This window comes from Citrobacter sp. ABFQG, from assembly GCF_004322975.1.
Taxonomy (GTDB): domain Bacteria; phylum Pseudomonadota; class Gammaproteobacteria; order Enterobacterales; family Enterobacteriaceae; genus Citrobacter; species Citrobacter freundii.
In genome coordinates this window covers 2,710,436-2,725,991 of record NZ_CP036435.1, presented here as the reverse complement: position 1 = coordinate 2,725,991, position 15,556 = coordinate 2,710,436, and the positions used below count along the sequence as shown (strand labels likewise).

General features: G+C 53.6%; 17 protein-coding genes. All 17 read right to left on the bottom strand.

All coding sequences use genetic code 11. From position 1 onward, the window contains the following. Positions 1-14 precede the first annotated feature (14 nt). Complete coding sequence (locus WN16_RS13330) at positions 15-3,305, bottom strand: phage tail tape measure protein (protein WP_044700552.1); 3,291 nt, start codon at positions 3,303-3,305, stop codon at positions 15-17. 247 nt (positions 3,306-3,552) lie between these two features. Beyond that, positions 3,553-3,915 carry a phage tail protein gene (locus WN16_RS13320; protein ID WP_044700554.1) on the bottom strand — a complete coding sequence of 121 codons (363 nt, stop codon included), beginning with the start codon at positions 3,913-3,915 and terminating at the stop codon, positions 3,553-3,555. Positions 3,916-3,977: 62 nt separating this feature from the next. After that, positions 3,978-4,460, bottom strand: a complete 483-nt coding sequence (locus WN16_RS13315) for a major tail shaft subunit (protein ID WP_044700555.1) — start codon at positions 4,458-4,460, stop codon at positions 3,978-3,980. A 33-nt stretch (positions 4,461-4,493) separates the two neighbouring features. Next, positions 4,494-4,895, bottom strand: a complete 402-nt coding sequence (locus WN16_RS13310) for an HK97-gp10 family putative phage morphogenesis protein (RefSeq protein WP_044700558.1) — start codon at positions 4,893-4,895, stop codon at positions 4,494-4,496. Then, positions 4,892-5,281 (bottom strand): hypothetical protein, encoded by a 390-nt coding sequence (locus tag WN16_RS13305; RefSeq protein WP_046670528.1) that lies wholly within the window; start codon positions 5,279-5,281, stop codon positions 4,892-4,894. The genes WN16_RS13310 and WN16_RS13305 overlap by 4 nt, the downstream gene beginning before the upstream one ends. Further along, entirely contained in the window at positions 5,250-5,600 is a 351-nt protein-coding gene (locus WN16_RS13300) for a phage head closure protein (RefSeq protein WP_044700562.1), read from the bottom strand. Before WN16_RS13300 ends, WN16_RS13305 begins: the two co-directional genes overlap by 32 nt. After that, positions 5,597-5,914: a head-tail connector protein gene (locus WN16_RS13295; RefSeq protein WP_003832371.1), complete on the bottom strand. Its 318-nt coding sequence runs from the start codon at positions 5,912-5,914 to the stop codon at positions 5,597-5,599. The genes WN16_RS13300 and WN16_RS13295 overlap by 4 nt, the downstream gene beginning before the upstream one ends. Continuing rightward, positions 5,895-6,272: a hypothetical protein gene (locus tag WN16_RS13290; protein ID WP_044700565.1), complete on the bottom strand. Its 378-nt coding sequence runs from the start codon at positions 6,270-6,272 to the stop codon at positions 5,895-5,897. The genes WN16_RS13295 and WN16_RS13290 overlap by 20 nt, the downstream gene beginning before the upstream one ends. A 97-nt stretch (positions 6,273-6,369) precedes the next feature. Continuing rightward, positions 6,370-7,656 (bottom strand): phage major capsid protein, encoded by a 1,287-nt coding sequence (locus WN16_RS13285; RefSeq protein ID WP_044700568.1) that lies wholly within the window; start codon positions 7,654-7,656, stop codon positions 6,370-6,372. A gap of 72 nt (positions 7,657-7,728) precedes the next feature. Then, entirely contained in the window at positions 7,729-8,649 is a 921-nt protein-coding gene (locus WN16_RS13280; protein ID WP_044700569.1) for a S49 family peptidase, read from the bottom strand. A gap of 36 nt (positions 8,650-8,685) precedes the next feature. Beyond that, positions 8,686-9,945, bottom strand: coding sequence for a phage portal protein (locus WN16_RS13275; RefSeq protein WP_044700572.1), 1,260 nt, complete (start codon positions 9,943-9,945; stop codon positions 8,686-8,688). Next, positions 9,945-10,124 carry a hypothetical protein gene (locus tag WN16_RS13270; RefSeq protein WP_003832363.1) on the bottom strand — a complete coding sequence of 60 codons (180 nt, stop codon included), beginning with the start codon at positions 10,122-10,124 and terminating at the stop codon, positions 9,945-9,947. Before WN16_RS13270 ends, WN16_RS13275 begins: the two co-directional genes overlap by 1 nt. After that, entirely contained in the window at positions 10,118-11,845 is a 1,728-nt protein-coding gene (locus tag WN16_RS13265; RefSeq protein WP_016150031.1) for a terminase large subunit, read from the bottom strand. Before WN16_RS13265 ends, WN16_RS13270 begins: the two co-directional genes overlap by 7 nt. Continuing rightward, positions 11,842-12,339 (bottom strand): phage terminase small subunit P27 family, encoded by a 498-nt coding sequence (locus WN16_RS13260; RefSeq protein ID WP_003832359.1) that lies wholly within the window; start codon positions 12,337-12,339, stop codon positions 11,842-11,844. The genes WN16_RS13265 and WN16_RS13260 overlap by 4 nt, the downstream gene beginning before the upstream one ends. Positions 12,340-12,398: 59 nt before the next feature. Continuing rightward, positions 12,399-13,937, bottom strand: coding sequence for an IS66 family transposase (locus tag WN16_RS13255; RefSeq protein WP_042922208.1), 1,539 nt, complete (start codon positions 13,935-13,937; stop codon positions 12,399-12,401). 49 nt (positions 13,938-13,986) lie between these two features. After that, entirely contained in the window at positions 13,987-14,334 is a 348-nt protein-coding gene (gene tnpB, locus WN16_RS13250; RefSeq protein WP_042922210.1) for an IS66 family insertion sequence element accessory protein TnpB, read from the bottom strand. A gap of 688 nt (positions 14,335-15,022) precedes the next feature. Continuing rightward, positions 15,023-15,385, bottom strand: coding sequence for an HNH endonuclease signature motif containing protein (locus WN16_RS13240; RefSeq protein ID WP_047715729.1), 363 nt, complete (start codon positions 15,383-15,385; stop codon positions 15,023-15,025). Positions 15,386-15,556 lie beyond the last annotated feature (171 nt).

The window sequence follows — 15,556 nt, the reverse complement described above, 5'->3', positions numbered from 1 at the left end:
TGAAAGGTTTTCACTTATCCTCCCGCCAGCATGCCACCATCACGTCCCTGAGTTCTCAGGATACTCATGACACGCGTATCGATCATTTTGACCAGCATCTGCGATGCCTGCGGCCCTATCTGCCCGTTTTGCCCGTCATTCTGAATGGCAATGTGATACACAGGTGAATAAGCAATCCCCCCATTCATACCACCACCAGAGGAACCCGGGTCACCCAGCGCCCTGACACCCAGCTTACCGTCAGTCGTTTTCGCCAGAGGCATAATGGCTTCCGGACCAGCCTCACCAAACACGCCAGCCCCCTTTGCAAAAGCAAACAGGGTCGGGCTGTCATAGATGCCGTTGCTGTAGGCACTTAATGAAGGTGAGTCATAAACACCGCCCTTCGCATTAAAACTAAAACTGCTGATGGCCGTGCCGGTGCTCGCGGTGGCTGCGCCGCCAAAAAGACTGCCGCCGATACCCATAATGGATTTCAGGATGGTGTTGGTAATCAGCGCCTGCGCTGCCATATCGACAAGGTTTTTAATCACCGACTGTGTCAGGGAGGAAAATAACCCAATCATCCCGTCCCGGAGTGTCTGTGTACCATTCAGCATGCCGGTCAGCATGTTGGAGGTTCGCTCCTGGGTGGTTTCCATCAGGCCAATGGCGAGGCTGTTCAGGTTTCCCTGCGACTTATAAAGCTCCACCGCCGTCTGGTACTGCGCATCAGCGGAATCTTTATCCGCCTTTTGCTTCAACAGTTCGTACTGCTCTTTGTTGATCGCATCGTTCTGGTAAAACGCCTGCAGCAGTGACTGACGCTCGGCCAGTTGATTGCGCAGTTCTGCCAGCGGATCAACCGTCCCGGCGATATCAATCAGAGGGGCAGACATTGCCGCTGCCTGTGCCTGTAACAGTTCGCGGGCCGTACTTTGTGCCAGCGTGATTCTGGCCGTCTGGTATTCCTTTTCATCCAGAATACGGGCATTCAGGAGCGACTTCAGCTCCTGGCTCGCTTCACGCTCTTTCGTAAGAGTTGCTCTGGCTGGCGCATACTGTTCTGCCAGTTCGAGGCGCTGTTTCTGATAGTTTTCAGCATTCAGCAGCAAAGTCTTCTGAATATCAGCCTCGCTGGCTCCGTCAGCGCGGGCGGCTTCAAGAAGTTTTCTGGCGCTTTCCTGCTCCTGCAGGTTGATACGTCCGAGACTGGAGGCATGCGCCGCTTCGATTTCACGCCGCAGTTGCTCATACTGGTTAACCTTCGACTTTTGCCCCTTACCAGTATCCCCGCCTTCCCCGGTCCAGGGGGTATCAGGTTTATCACTCCCTGTTTCATTCCCTGGTTTATCCGGCTTCGGTGTGGGATCGGTTTTCCCTGATTTAGCGTGTTCTATGGCCTCTTTGACAATTTTTTGCCGTTCTTTGAGGAGTTTTAACCCCTGCTCAACGGCATCCAGATCCCCTTTGTAGCGGGTTTTATCGTTCTGTACGCCTTTAAGTTGTCCGAACGGATCGAAGCCACTCAATCCATCAATACGGCTTTCCGCATCCTGAATTTCTTTAATCAGTTTATTTCGCTGAATAACCTGATTCTCAAACTGTTCATCAATGTCCAGCTGCTTCACGTTGAGCTGGTTAAGCGACAGTTTTTTTAGCTCTTCATTCGTTTCAACAACAGCATTTTTCAGGTCAATCGCTGACTGGCGGGCATTCTTCGCCTGATTATGGAAATAGAGCAACGCCGAACCGGCAAGCATCGCCGCCCCCACTGGACCGCCCACCAGTGCCAGCGCCCCTCTGGCCATACCTACTGCTGCAGAGGCCGCGCGGGCTGAAATTGAAAGCTGTTTATTGGCAGCATTCAGCTGGCTCTTTGCCTGGGTGGAAAGCAGTGTCTGCTCGGTTTCCTGGCGGATTAAGCGGTTAAACTCGCTCTGGTAACTCACGTTAAGGCCAAATTGTCTGGCGCTTTTCTCCATTTCCCGATAACGCCCGAATTCTGCGTTATTCTGTGCCAGCGTAGCGGCGGTACTTTCCAGCGTTTTTCGCGCCATATCGGCCTGCGCCATCGCGCTGGCCCTGACTGCCTGCTGCTGCTCAACCCAGGCACCGATGTTCCCCCTGATACCTGCCGTCAGTTTTGTCGCCAGAACAGGAATCAGTGTATACAGCGCAACGTTGGCGACCGTATTAAAATTATCCGTCAGGCCATTAATGGCATCGGTAACGGTCTGAACACCACTGCGCAGCGGGCCGTTTCCGCTCTGTCCTACCTTAATAATCAGACCTTCAAAAGCCGAAGTCAGGCTGAGAAGATCGCCGTTCAGGTTATTTACCCTGATTTCGGCCTGCTCATGCGCGGTCTGCGTACCGGTCAGGGCGGCGGTCAGCGACTCCACCTTCTCGCGGTTCTGCACCAGGATGGATGCTGCGCTGAGGTTTTCCACCCCGAACAGCTTTACGGCCTGTTTTGTTGACAGGTTTTTTCCCGCCAGATTCTCCAGCGCCTGGCTCAGCCCGACAACAGAAGGCTTCAGGGTCTTATCCGTTCCTTTCTCCAGATTCAGGATCACGTTGCGCAGTGCGGTCCCGGCTTCGCCGCCTTTCACTTCGCGCTCCGCCAGTACCTGTATGGCGGCATTGAGGGTTTCAAAACCAACGCCAGCCTGTGCCGCTGCCACCCCGCCATTTTTAATCGCGGCAGCAGTATCGGCTATCTCCGACGAGCCAAATTTCGCGCCAGCAGCCAGCACGTTGATATACCGGTCGGCTTCACTGGCTCCCGCCCCAAACTGGTTTAATGACAGGGCCAGCGTTCGGGTGGCATCCGGAAGCGTGGTCCCAGCGGCCTGGGCCAGCGTTAACGCGCTTTTGGTCGCCGCCGTCAGCCCCGCAGAGGTGCTCAGCAGTTCAGGCTTTGCCGAAGCCATCAGCTTAATCGCCTCAGCGGCCTGTGATGCGCTGTATTCCGTTGTGCGGCCCATTTCCTGCGCCGCCTGATCGTACAGTTTCATCTGCGCACTGGTGGCACCGGTGATAGCCTGCAAATCCGACAACGACTGGCTGTACTGCCGCGTGGTGCTGATAATGGTACCCAGCGATAAACCCGCCCCGGCAAAACCTGCCAGCCTGCCTGCCAGCCCCGATACCGAAGCAGAAACACGCTTATAGGCATCCTCCGTCTTTTTCGCATCAGCCTGGGCATTGCGGTTAAACTGGCGTGACTGACTCTCAGCGCTGCCGTAGGCGCTCATCAGCTGCGATTTAAAGTTCGCTGCATTCAGATGCAGCCCAACGGCAAGAGAGGCAACGTCACCCATTACATTAATACCTTCATGACTGCCGCACACTGCGCATCCAGACTCTGGTTCGCTGCTGCGGGTGATTTAACAGGGGGCGGGTTATTGTCAGAACCTTCTGGCGAAGGCTTTTTGAAAATGCCCTGTTTGAGGAAGAAAGCACGCCAGTGAAAAAGCGTGTCAGCCGGAAGCGCCGCAATTTTTGACGGGTCAGGCTCGCCCCAGCGGTCGGCCAGCCAGAAAATTAGCTCCAGCCAGGGCGAGTCACTCAGTTTTTTTCGGCGGTTTCCAGCTTACCGATGCCGTGCTTTTTCACTTTGTCGATGGCATCCAGAAGCGCAACGTTATCGTGTGCCGCCAGCAGCTCCTTCGCCGTGGGTTTGTCTTTGGCTTTAATCGGGGAGCCGTCAGGCTGAACCAGACTGTCGATAACAATCTGTACGCTCAGCTCTGACGCCATGCGGGCGTTGCCAGAGGTCTGTGCCTCGATGAGCGCATCTTCATGATCAATAAGCTCAGCCGCCGTCAGCCGGCGAAGGTAAACCTTTGTACCGAAGATTTCGGTTTTAATTGGAGAGGGTTTTGCGCTGAGCAGGGCCTTTTTCAGTTCGGAGAGGCTAAATTCAGACATGATGTATCCTGTTTTTCAAACGAAAAAAAAACGCCCGGAGGCGGTGTGTAACGGGAAACGGATTACGCGCCGGCATCTGGCGCCGGGGCGGCAATTCCCCATTTAATGTTGTTTTGCTTACCCTGCACCGTAATCTGGATAACTTCACTGGCAGGCGCTGTGATTTCGTTCATCTGCCAGCCTGAAAGCGCAAGGATCATTGAAGCCGTTCGTTTGTTCGGCAACTCAACATAAAACTGAACGGTCTTACGCTGTTCTGCAGCATTGAGGAACGCGGTGAAATCTTCGTTTTCCGGGTCGTCAATGAATCCCAGCGATTTCTCCGGCCCTTCCGGCAGGTCTGACACCGACTGCTTACTCTTGTCCAGCAGGGTGGTACAGTCGACAAATCCTCCCGTCTGACCTGTCGCGCCCAGCGCCTTACAGTTAATCAGAGGTTTCAGCGCCGCCACTGCGGCCCCTACTTCGCCAAACTTCACCACCGTCCCGGCAGGAAGCATTGCATACTCAGGGGATGATTTTGGCGTGTTATTTTCATCAGCCATAATGATTCTCTCTTAAATAGTGGGCAGCGGTTGCTACCTGTTCTGAATGCCATTGCGGATTTCTACGGTCAGAATGCGCAGAATCTGCTGGACGTTGTAATCCAGTGCCGGACGGATGAACGGATTGGCAACCTGTTTCACCGTACCGAACTCCTGGGCCAGCGCTTTCATGTAATGCTTTTTGCTGGGGCCAACCCGAAGGATGACCACCGTATTTCCGCTACCTTTCCGGGTGGATGAACGAATTTTGATGGAATCACGCATATGCTCTGCAGAGGACGCATCGTCGAAGCCGGCATGTTGTTTCATGTCTTCTTCAACCACTTTCAGCGCCTCACGCCCTGCATCACGTAACACCTTCATGCCGACCTTTTCACCGAGCGCAGTAAGCTGCCGCTCCAGCTCGTCCAGCCCTTTTACGTCCATAGTGATCATGGTGAGGCGTCCCGGTAGTGAAAGGTGAAATCCCGCACGAGCCGGTACTGAATATTGCCGCTGGTCAGTACCGTTTTACTCTGCTGTATTCCACCCCGGACCACATTCTGCACGGGAAAACCCTCCAGATGGCCATGCACGATAGCGGTCCATTCCGCGCTGATTTTCTTATCCAGCTGTAACAGGCGGGTGTAGTCATTAAGCAGATGAATCGCTATCTGGAAGCGCCCCGCAATCAGGCCTGTGCGCAACAGTCCGGCGTACAGTTCCGGATCCGAGATACACTGGTAAGTAATCCCCTCCTGCAACTCATCAGGCAGGAGCAGAGGGTAAACATTCAGCCCGGTCAGGCGTTCAAGTGCTGTCTTTAATGCCAGCTCGATCATGACGTGCGTCTGCCTCCCCTGTGATGATGATGCGGTCCGCAAGACGTTCGACGTTACGAACGGTATAAATCCGGTCAGACGTTGTTATTTTCCAGTCGATATCAATATTCAGGTTCGGATGAGTGGTAAAAAGACACGTTTCAACAACCTGCAGTTGATCCAGTGTGCGGACCTTTCTGCCCGACACCAGTTCGCGCTTCGCCCAGGCTTTCCCGGTCGCGACCAGTTGTTCCGGCAGATGTTCACCCAGCGGCCCCCGGCCGGATTGCATATACCCAATCGAAAGACGGCAGGTCATCTCTTCCGGCTTCAGGCTCATACGGTGTTCTCCTGCAACGGGAAAAGAAGGTGCCGGACCGCAGCCGTCTCCAGCCACTGACCGGTGAAACCATTCAGATACGCATCCCCGACCAGATACTGCATGGCCAGCTGGATATCTTCATCCGCCACAAAACCGCGTACCCCTTCCGGCAGCGCCTGCAGTTCGTCATCGCTTCCCACCAGTTTGCAGTAGTAGTCACGCTCAATACTCTTTTGCGCAGCCGCCACCATTTTAGTGAGCATGTCGTCATGCTCCGTGAAATCCGGCTCCAGACGGAGCTGGGTTTTCACATCATCCAATGTCAGTATCATGGTCATCGGCTCCCTTGCGGGGACTCAGCGCCTTTTCCGCATCTTCTGGCCATACCGCAATATGGCGTTCAACCAGTTTCTCTGCATACTCAGCATCAAAACAGGCCGTATCACCGCGTGAATAACGATGATAGGGTCCCAGGAAAAAAACCGCTTTCCGCGCCACTTCTGCTCCCGTCAGGCCCGTGGCCCCGTTTGTTTCACTTCCGGTCAGATCAACACCTGTATCACCTGAACCCGCTGCAGTATTCTGACCGCCATCCCCGTCCACTGTATTTTCCGGCGTCAGTTCATCCGGCTTTTTCACATCACCGGCTGCAGCCGCCGCTGCCGCTGCTTTTGCCGCTTTCGTCGTCATCGTTTTGCTCCTGAAAAGAAAAAACCCGCTGCTGCGGGCCTGGGGAATTACGTGCTTTTACGCTGTGCGACCGTGGTCGCACAGAGTGCAGGACCGGTTAAAACAGCACTTTTGTCCCGAGAACAAGACCTTCCGGATGACGGAAGCCGATATCGTGCTCCGTCACCACGCGGATCAACGACTGGTTACGGGAGAACGCGGAAACCAGATTGCCATCCCCGTCCTGGTAGGAGGCTTCCTGCGAGAACGACACCTTCATGTTGCCGTCTTCACCGATAACCACATCATTAAAGTCAGCGAAGTAAATTTCCGACTCTTTGCCTGCGTCACCGAGGTTTGCCGGGATAGCGCTGGTACGCTGAATCTGAAATCCCTTCAGGATCCCCTGGGCCATTTCCGGGTAGACCTTGTTACCGTTACCGTCGCGCAGACCGAACAGTTTCATGTAGGTACGGTTCGACATACCCCAGCCGCAGCTGATCATGTTGCTGTTGCCGTCCATAGCCATCAGGATGATGCTGTCGAGATAGGTATCAATCGTCTGCAGATTAACCTCTGCAGCAGCTTCCCACGGCAGCAGGCGGTTCCACTCAGTTGCCCGCGCTTTCATACCGACAGGCGTATCACCGGTACCGTCATCGCGCATAAAGGCTTTATCTTCACGAACAGAAATCGCGGTCAGAATATCCTGCAGGACCAGCTGCTCCACGTTGTAGCCAGCACGACCAATCAACTGGTTGGAGATTGGCACCATCGCAATCATGGTTTTCGCAGTGAGTTTCACATCATCAAAGCGGGCTTCTGATACTTTCGCATCCTTGCCTTCCCCGGTGTAGCTCGCCGTCGCACCACCGGCCAGACGCGGCAGCGCCATATTGCCGTTCGGCAGCGGAATTGAGCGCGCGCCCAGCTTACGAACGATAGTGCGATCGCGCAGCAGCTCGATCACCTCGCTGTGGAGGTTTTGTGGAATAAGAACGCCACCTGACGCGGCGGCAGTATTGATGGCCATCGAGACAGACTGGTCATTCAGTTCTTCAGCTGCAAATTTTGCAGCGCCCTGGACGTTACCCTGTGCTGCCGCAATCGACATCACCAGACGGGTCATGCCTGCGCCGGTATATTGCTTTGGCTCTGCCTTAATGCTGATACCAGGAGCCTGCTGTGTGGCTTTAACCGGTTTGGCGACAAGCGCTGCAGCACGTTCAGCCGCTTCCAGACGCTCAATCTTGGCGCTGATATCCGTGAACTGCTGCTGCAGGCTGGCAAATTCGGTTAACTGCTCCGCTGTCAGCGTACCGCCACCAGTTTCTACTGCCGCCAGTACCTGAACCTTCTGATTAATACCCGCACGTTCACGACGCAATTCTTCAATCTGTGGCATAGTTTTCTCTCTTTTTTGCATAAAAAAAGCAGCCAACAGGCTGCTTTCTGGTAATGACGCGTTAGCGCCGGGTCACATTCTGGTTTGCAGGTCCATCGCGGCGGCCTGCAACTTTATGGAAGTGGTTCGTTGAGGTTGTTTGTACTTTGCTGCAATGGCATTAATCGCAGACTGAGGATCCGAAACTTCATCGGCAAGACCAGCAGAAATGGAATCAGCGCCGAAATAGATTCCGGCCTGCGTGTTAATCACCGTCTGAGGGGCAAGATTCCGGTATTCCGCTACAGAGGTAATAAACGTCTCGTACATATCGTCAATCATCCTCTGGAACATTCCCCGAGCGTCTTCACTCAGTGGCTCATGTTGTGTACCGTTATTTTTGTTATCTCCCCGAAAAATCGTGGTGAATGTTAACCCCATTTGCTCTTCCATCCTGGAAGTATCCAGGTGTTCCATAATCACTCCAATCGAGCCGACTCCACTGGTCTGGCTGACTACAATTTTGCTGCAGGCCGAAGCGATAAAGTAAGCCGCAGAATAGGCGCTGTAGTTCACAATTGCAGTAATAGGCTTAGTTTGACGTGACTGGAAAATATAATCGGCCAGTTCCTTGCATCCAACCGCCGCACCACCACCAGAATTTATATCCAGCACAATTTCACTGATGGAAGGGTCATTTAATGCAGCATGCACCTGGCTACGTATGCGCTCATAGCTGGTAAGTTCAGAACACATTGCAGTAATTTGCCCACGACGCGGAACCAGAATGCCGTGAACAGGAATAACTGCCATTCCACCAGCTGGTTGAACCAAATCTGGCGCCTGATTGTTATCAGGCTCCTGCGTCATGTGAATTCCAGCCTCTTCTGATAATCCCTGAATACGGGGAACCAGCACAGCTTTTACAGAATCCATTGTCTGTCGTGTCACGTAATGTGGTACACCAAAGACCATAGCCGCCAGATGCGGCAGATTAATTAAATTTTTTGTCATGATGTTTACCGGGTCAGCCCGCACTGCGGGTGATATTCAGTTTCTGGACAGAATAGAGTTGATTTCTGCCAGTTGTTTAGTTGTTGGCGTGTTATTGCCAGGTAAGATTTGTTTACTGTCGACCATATTCAGAGGCGTCAGGTATTTGTCCCCTCCGGCGATGGGTGGAAGGTTCTCCATGCGGCGAATATCATTAACCGATAACCACCCCCACTGGCGGCCTAATGCATAAGATTCATAACGCGACTTCTGATCCCCGCGCAACAGGCCAGAGACATTGAATTCTATGTACAGATCACTGCGCTCGCTGGGTAAAAGCAGATCGCGCATTAATGCGCCTTCATGACGCTTCAGCCAGGCCAACAGCGTGTACATCACAAACTGCAGCCCCTGGTGCTCAATGTTGTTATTCGTGGCTTTCGCCAGCATCTGCACCATATGAGGCGGGATTTTATAGAGTCGGCACACTTCCTCCACGCCCCACTGACGAGACTGCAACAGCTGCGCTTTCTCATTGTCCTGAGATAACTGCTTGTAGCTCATCCCTTCCTGAAGCAATGCAACAGAGAAGGCGTTTCTGACACCGGAATATCTGTCCGTCCACTTTGCCAGCAGGCGGTCGATAGCATCCTGGCTTTTGATCGTCGGGGCGTCTTTTGGTCGCTCAATAACGCCGCTCATCGTACAGCCACGGCGAAAAACCTGAGAAGCGTGCTCTTCCACCGCCAGACTTAACCCAAGAACGTCTGCGTTCGTCTGGATTGGAGAGCTACCGATATAACCATCCAACGAGAAAACTTTCACATGATGCATCATGCGCATTGGCAACGTTTCGCCAATTTCGGGGAGTTCATAATAGGGCATCCCGTCAGGCCCTTTCAGGACGATGACTTTTTTGGGATTAACCGGGATTAATTCCCTCGGGAAACCTTTCCCGTCCCTGTCGATGATCGAGTAGCAATTCCCCTCCAGACCAAGCAGGCCCTGCTGCTGTTCAAAGTATTCAAATGAAGTGTCTTTTTTGTTGGGCTGGGAATGAATCAGATCATAAACAGGGTGGTCAGTCGCCCGTTCACGGCCTCCGTTAGCGCCTCGCCTGTAAAGTTCACACGGCAGCTGCGCCACCGATTCTGCCAGAAGCGTTACACATGCCCGGACCGCCGATAACGCCATTGCGGTTTCAGAAGTGATAATGATCCCCGCCTTACTCTGGCTGGAACTCACACCACCCAGCATCGCCTGCCAGAAACTACCACCAGACTGAGATTTACCCCGAAACATCAGGGGAATGAACATTATTCACCCCCTGATTTAATTACGCTGGCAGACATTGATTTCGCGATTAAAAATGACCACAGCAGGCAGATTGAACCGCCAGTAATAAGCCCGGCTGCAGGTGAAATAAGCCAGGCACCGGCAGACAGTAACGCGGCTCCGGCGAGGCCGATAAAAAAACTTAAAAATGTCATTAGCATGCTACATCTTCCTCGTCGTAAACGGATGAATTACTCGCCCGGCTATTCAACATTGCCCGTCCGATTGCCATAATCAGCGAAACCGCGCCATCGATTTTGTTTTCGTTCTGCTCTTTGATGGGTTTAACCACATCGTCATTACCGGGCAAATACTTCCCGACGACGTTGCTGATACACCAGCTCATAATCGGGTTCCCGTCGTGATGAAAGCGGCCTGACTCAATGGCGGCTTCCAGCTCCTTCGTCGGATCAGACATATTGGTGTAGTTCTGAACAATAGTGATCGGATTAAGGCTTTCATCAGCCAGATCATGTGAAAGCCCCGTCGCGCCGAAAGGGTCAATCGGTGACTCACTGACTGGGTTGAGCTTGTTTGCCGCCTTGGCCTCTTCAAGGATGTAGCGGTAATCAACTTCAGCGCCATCAGTAACTGTAAGCAGTCCCATTTCAACCCATTTCTGAAATCGCTCCGCAGTACGACGATCTTCGTTCTTTTCAACGCTGAATACTGCGTCGTAGGGAACCCAGAAGCGGGGAGCAACGCTGTAGTAATGTGTCTTGCCGTCAATTTCCCTGGTGAACAACCGCGCCATACTGTTCATATCCAGCTTGCGCGCCAGGTCGAAAGACAGAACACATGGCTGTCCTTCGAATTGCTCCAGCGTAAGTGTCTTATCCTCACAGTTCTGCCAGGAAACCAGGTTGTAGAAAGCGGCACGGGCTGCAACCCAGATGTTGAGGTGTTTAGTTTTAAATACACCAGCCTGACGGGCGTTATTAATAGCTCTCTGTTGCTGGCTGAGGAGAAAGTCACGATAGACCGACACGCCCATATTCGGGTTAGCTTTTTCCAGCACTTTAGGATCGGTCCAGTCATCCCCCTCGTCGACGGTGTATATCACGCCGAACAATTCCTCATTCGGTACTGTGCCGTTCAGCATCTCAATCACTTCACGCCGTTTGTCGTAGCATGGACCCTCAATGTTGTAACCCGCCGTCGTGATCGCCCACATTAGTGGTTGTCGCCGCGCCCCCATACCCGTCAGCATAGTGGTGTAGAGCGAATCTGTGGGATGTTCGTGATACTCGTCAACAATTGCACAGTGCGGTGAAGCGCCGTCCCCAGGGTTACCAATCAGCGGCTCAAAACGCGCGCCATCTTCTGGCCGGTTCAGGTTGGACGCATTAACTTCAATCCCGAACGCTTCCACCAGCAGCGGGGTGCGCTTACACATCAGACGAGCTGGTCTGAATACTTCCCACGCCTGTTTTTCAGTTGTGGCCCCGGAATATACTTCAGCGCCAAACTCGTTATCACAGGTAAAACAGTACAGCGCCACACCTGCCGAAATAGCTGATTTCCCATTTTTACGCGGTATCTCCGTGTAAACCTCGCGAAATCGTCGAAGCTTCGACCCTTTCTGGACCCAGCCAAAGGCGCAGCACACAATAAACAGTTGCCATGCCTCCAGAGTGATCGGCATCCGCTTGAATGCCCACTCTCCTTTTGTATGTGGCAACAACTGGATAAATTTCGCGGCCTTTTCTGCCATGTCTTTATCGAAGCGGTAACGAAATTTCTTACTCTTTTCAGCCGCCATGTCATCGATATGACGCTGGCAGGCCTGAATGACAAACTGGCACGCCGGAATTTTCCCCCGCACAACGTTGCGGGCGTATTGATTCGCGGCGTTTACGTTGGGGTACGATTTCCGGCTCATGAGTTGATCATCTTCAGGAATGGGTTAGAGGTTTTCTTCTGTCCGGCAAGGCCGATTAGGCGTTGTCGACTGCTGGGATCAAGGCCAAGCATGGAGCCGGTAGAGCTCATCTCCGATTCCTGCTCTTTCTTTGCGGTTAGCTCAGGGTTTTTTATCTTCCCCCCCATAGCACCAGTAATAGTCAGCCCTTCTCTGGCGATATTTTTAACCGCCCTGCGCCAGAACTCATATGCAACACACCAGCGCTCAAGTACGGCAAGATCGGTAACACACAGTAATCCCTGTCCACATAATTCTTTCGTGGTCAGTTCCCACATGACGGCCGCCATTGGCAGACCATCATCCTCAGAAAACCAGTCAGGTGGTGCCACACCTTTAATCGGTGTGAATACAGGTTCCTCTTTATTCAGGGCTCGTTTGCCGGGGTTCCCTGCCAGCTCCTTGCGCGCCGTTGGCTTGGGGCGACGCCCGGAACGCCCCGCCGTTCCAGCCATAAGCGACACTCCTGGTTAAATTGTAAGCGTGCAGCGAGAACCGTATTGACGGGGAGGTGTTATTCAGTTGGCAATGCTACGCGGCAGGGGAGCAGTTCGCTGACCCGGTTTATCGGCCAGTCAGCAATGACGTCAAGGACATAGCGGAGGTAGCTTTCTGGCTCCACACCGTTCAGTTTGCACGTCCCGATCAGGCTGTACAGCAACGCGCCGCGCTCACCTCCGTGATCCGAACCGAAGAACAGCCAGTTTTTTCGACCCAGGCTGACCGTCCGCAGAGCATTTTCAGCGATGTTGTTATCTGCTTCCGCCCAGCCATCGTCTGCATAGTACGTCAGGGCCGGCCACTGGTTCAGGGCGTATGCGAACGCTTTCGCCAGTTCTGAGTGTCGCGACAGGGTTTTCATCTTTTCACGCAGCCAGCTTTCCAGTGATTTCAGCAGTGGCTTCGTTTTCTGCTGACGTTCGGCAAGGCGCTGTTCTGCCGGTATTCCCCTTATTTCCGCCTCGATGATATACAACTCGCCGATACGCTTCAGGGCTTCATCCGTCAGCGCCGATGGCGTTCGGACATGCACATCGTGGATTTTTCGGCGGGCGTGAGCCCAGCAGGCGGCTTCCATTATCCGGCCATTGCGGTAAAGCTCGTTGAACCCGGCGTATGCATCCGCCTGCAGCACACCGCTGAAGCCGGCAAGATGGGTCTGCGGGTGGATGCCTTTTCTGTCCGGGCTATAGGCGAACCACACGGCCGGTGCCAGCGCTGACCCGGCGTTGCGGTCGTCGCGAACGTATGTCCACAACCGCCCGGTCTTCGTCTTCTTATTACCCGGCAACAGCACCTGCACCGGGGTATCATCGGCATGGAGTTTGCCATCGGTCAGGACATAGTCCTGAAGCGCCTCTTCCAGCGGTGACAGCAGCCGGCAGCATGCATCCACCCAGCCCGACAGCAGTGAACGGCTCAGGTCCACACCCTGGCGACCGTATATTTCTGACTGACGATACAGCGGGGTATGCTCTGCATACTTTGAACTCAGCACGCGCGCCAGCAGCCCCGGCCCGGCGATACCCCGCTCGATGGGGCGTGAAGGCGCGGGGGCCTGCACGATGGCGTCGCATTTTGTGCAGGCGTGTTTTTCCCGCACGGTCCGGATAACCCTGAAGGCGCTGCGCATCAGCTCCAGCTGTTCGGCGGCATCTTCGCCCAGGTAACTCAACGCACCGCCGCAGTCCGGGCAGCATGCCTCTGCCGGCAGCAGCCGTTTTTCGTCACGGGAGAGTGATGCGGGGAACGGTTTGCGGGTGCGGGTCTGACGCAACGGACGCTGCACTGTCGGGTCATCCACCCGACCGGTCAGAGCATCGCTTTCTTTCTGCAGCCGGTTCAGGTCGGCTTCCATCTGTGCGATGCGGCGGGAGACCTTTTCGGAACGACTGCCGAAGTTCATCCGGCGAAGTTTATCCAGCTGCGCCTGCAGCTTGTCTATTTCGCGCTCCCGGTTGCTCAGCTTTTCCTGCAGGGCGTGGATCAACGCTTCCTGTTCAGCCAGGCGCTGTTTCAGCAGAAGGATGTCGTCAGAAGAGGTGTCGTTCATAAGCCCGCATTTTACCAGGCTTATTCTGCAACAACCAGGATAAAGAGGCCTACAGCATGGTCAGGGAGGTCAGCAACCGCTTCGGCTGTCGCCAGTCGATGCCTTCCAACAACATTGCCAGCTGCGCCGGTGTCAGGAACACTTTGCCATCGCGGGCTGACGGCCAGGCGAAGCGCCCGCGCTCCAGCCGTTTGGTCAGCAGGCACAGCCCGTCTCCGGTAGACCACAGCAGTTTGACCTGACTGCCACTGCGGCCCCGGAAGATGAAGACGTGGCCGGACATCGGATCATCTTTCAGCGCCGTCTGCACTTTTGCAGCCAGCCCGTTGAAGCCGTTGCGCATGTCGGTGATACCGGCAACCAGCCAGATCTTGGTCCCGGAAGGTAACGGGATCATCACTTCAGTTCCTGTATCAGCAGAGTCAGGAGCTTTTCGCTGACCGTACCATTAAGGCGGAGCGTCCCGTGCCGGAACGTTACCTCACAGCTGATACTGAGAGCCTCCGGGCCCTCAGCGGTTAGTTCTGGCTGTACGGAGGTGGCATCGAGAGTCACAGGGAGTAGCTGAGGACTCTCTGAGGAAGGTAACAGCAGCTTTCCCTCACGCCATTGTTGGCGCCATTTGAACAACAGATTGGCGTTAATGCCATTTTCAAGCGCCAGTTTTGAGATGGATATCCCGGGTTCACAGGAGGCAGCTACGAGCTGCTTTTTAAACTCAGGAGAATAATTAGGGCAGCCCTTACGCCTGCCGGGAGTCATATTTTTCTGCATATCTGACACTTTGGTTCCCACTACTTATTTGGTGGACACCACTTTGTCGTATGCTGCAGATTATGACCAGACGGCTCTCGCTGGACGCTTACGTTAAATTTCATTTTTCGCGGGTATAAAAATGCGAGGAAGCGGGCAGTCCTGAAGTGCGAAAGGAGTCAGGGATTTGATCCCCCCTTCCCCAGACATCCGTCTGATTTAATCGAGATGAAAATCGTAATTCAGATTGCGGCGACTACAACTGCTCGCATTGTGCGAACAGGAATTCGAAAAATAGCCACTCAGCCCACAGTATATGTAATGGGCATAACTCATCGAATACGATCTCTTGCTGTCTTTGCTCTGTGGCATTCCCAGCACAACGACTCAAGGTTGGAATCGTCATCAGTACCGCCATGAGCTTTTGGAATGATGTGGTCAACGCTTTCCGCTTTCTTCGCTATCTTCTGCCGGCGATGGTTCTGACACAGGTATTTATCACGCTGAAGGATACGCGCTCGTTTAATTTCCCAGAGCCGCCCATATCCACGTTCTTGTCTGCTCTTTCCTGACTGATAATTCCGCCAGCCGTCACCAGCATGCTGCTTTCGGTGTTGGTCACAATATCCGCTGACATCGTTGGTGATTGCCGCACACCCTTTGTGTCGGCATGGGCGTTTAGCACGTGCTGGCATCGGCATAGTCCTGTTTGTTGGATACAAATTGTGTAATAGGCGGAAAGTAAAAATGAACCAGTAGTTGATTGAAAGTTCTCATAAATAGCGAGAATCAGCGTGGTTCTTGCCCCGTAACATCAAGGATTATCAGAAAGAAATAAAAATGAGAATTATTATCAAAACATTCAA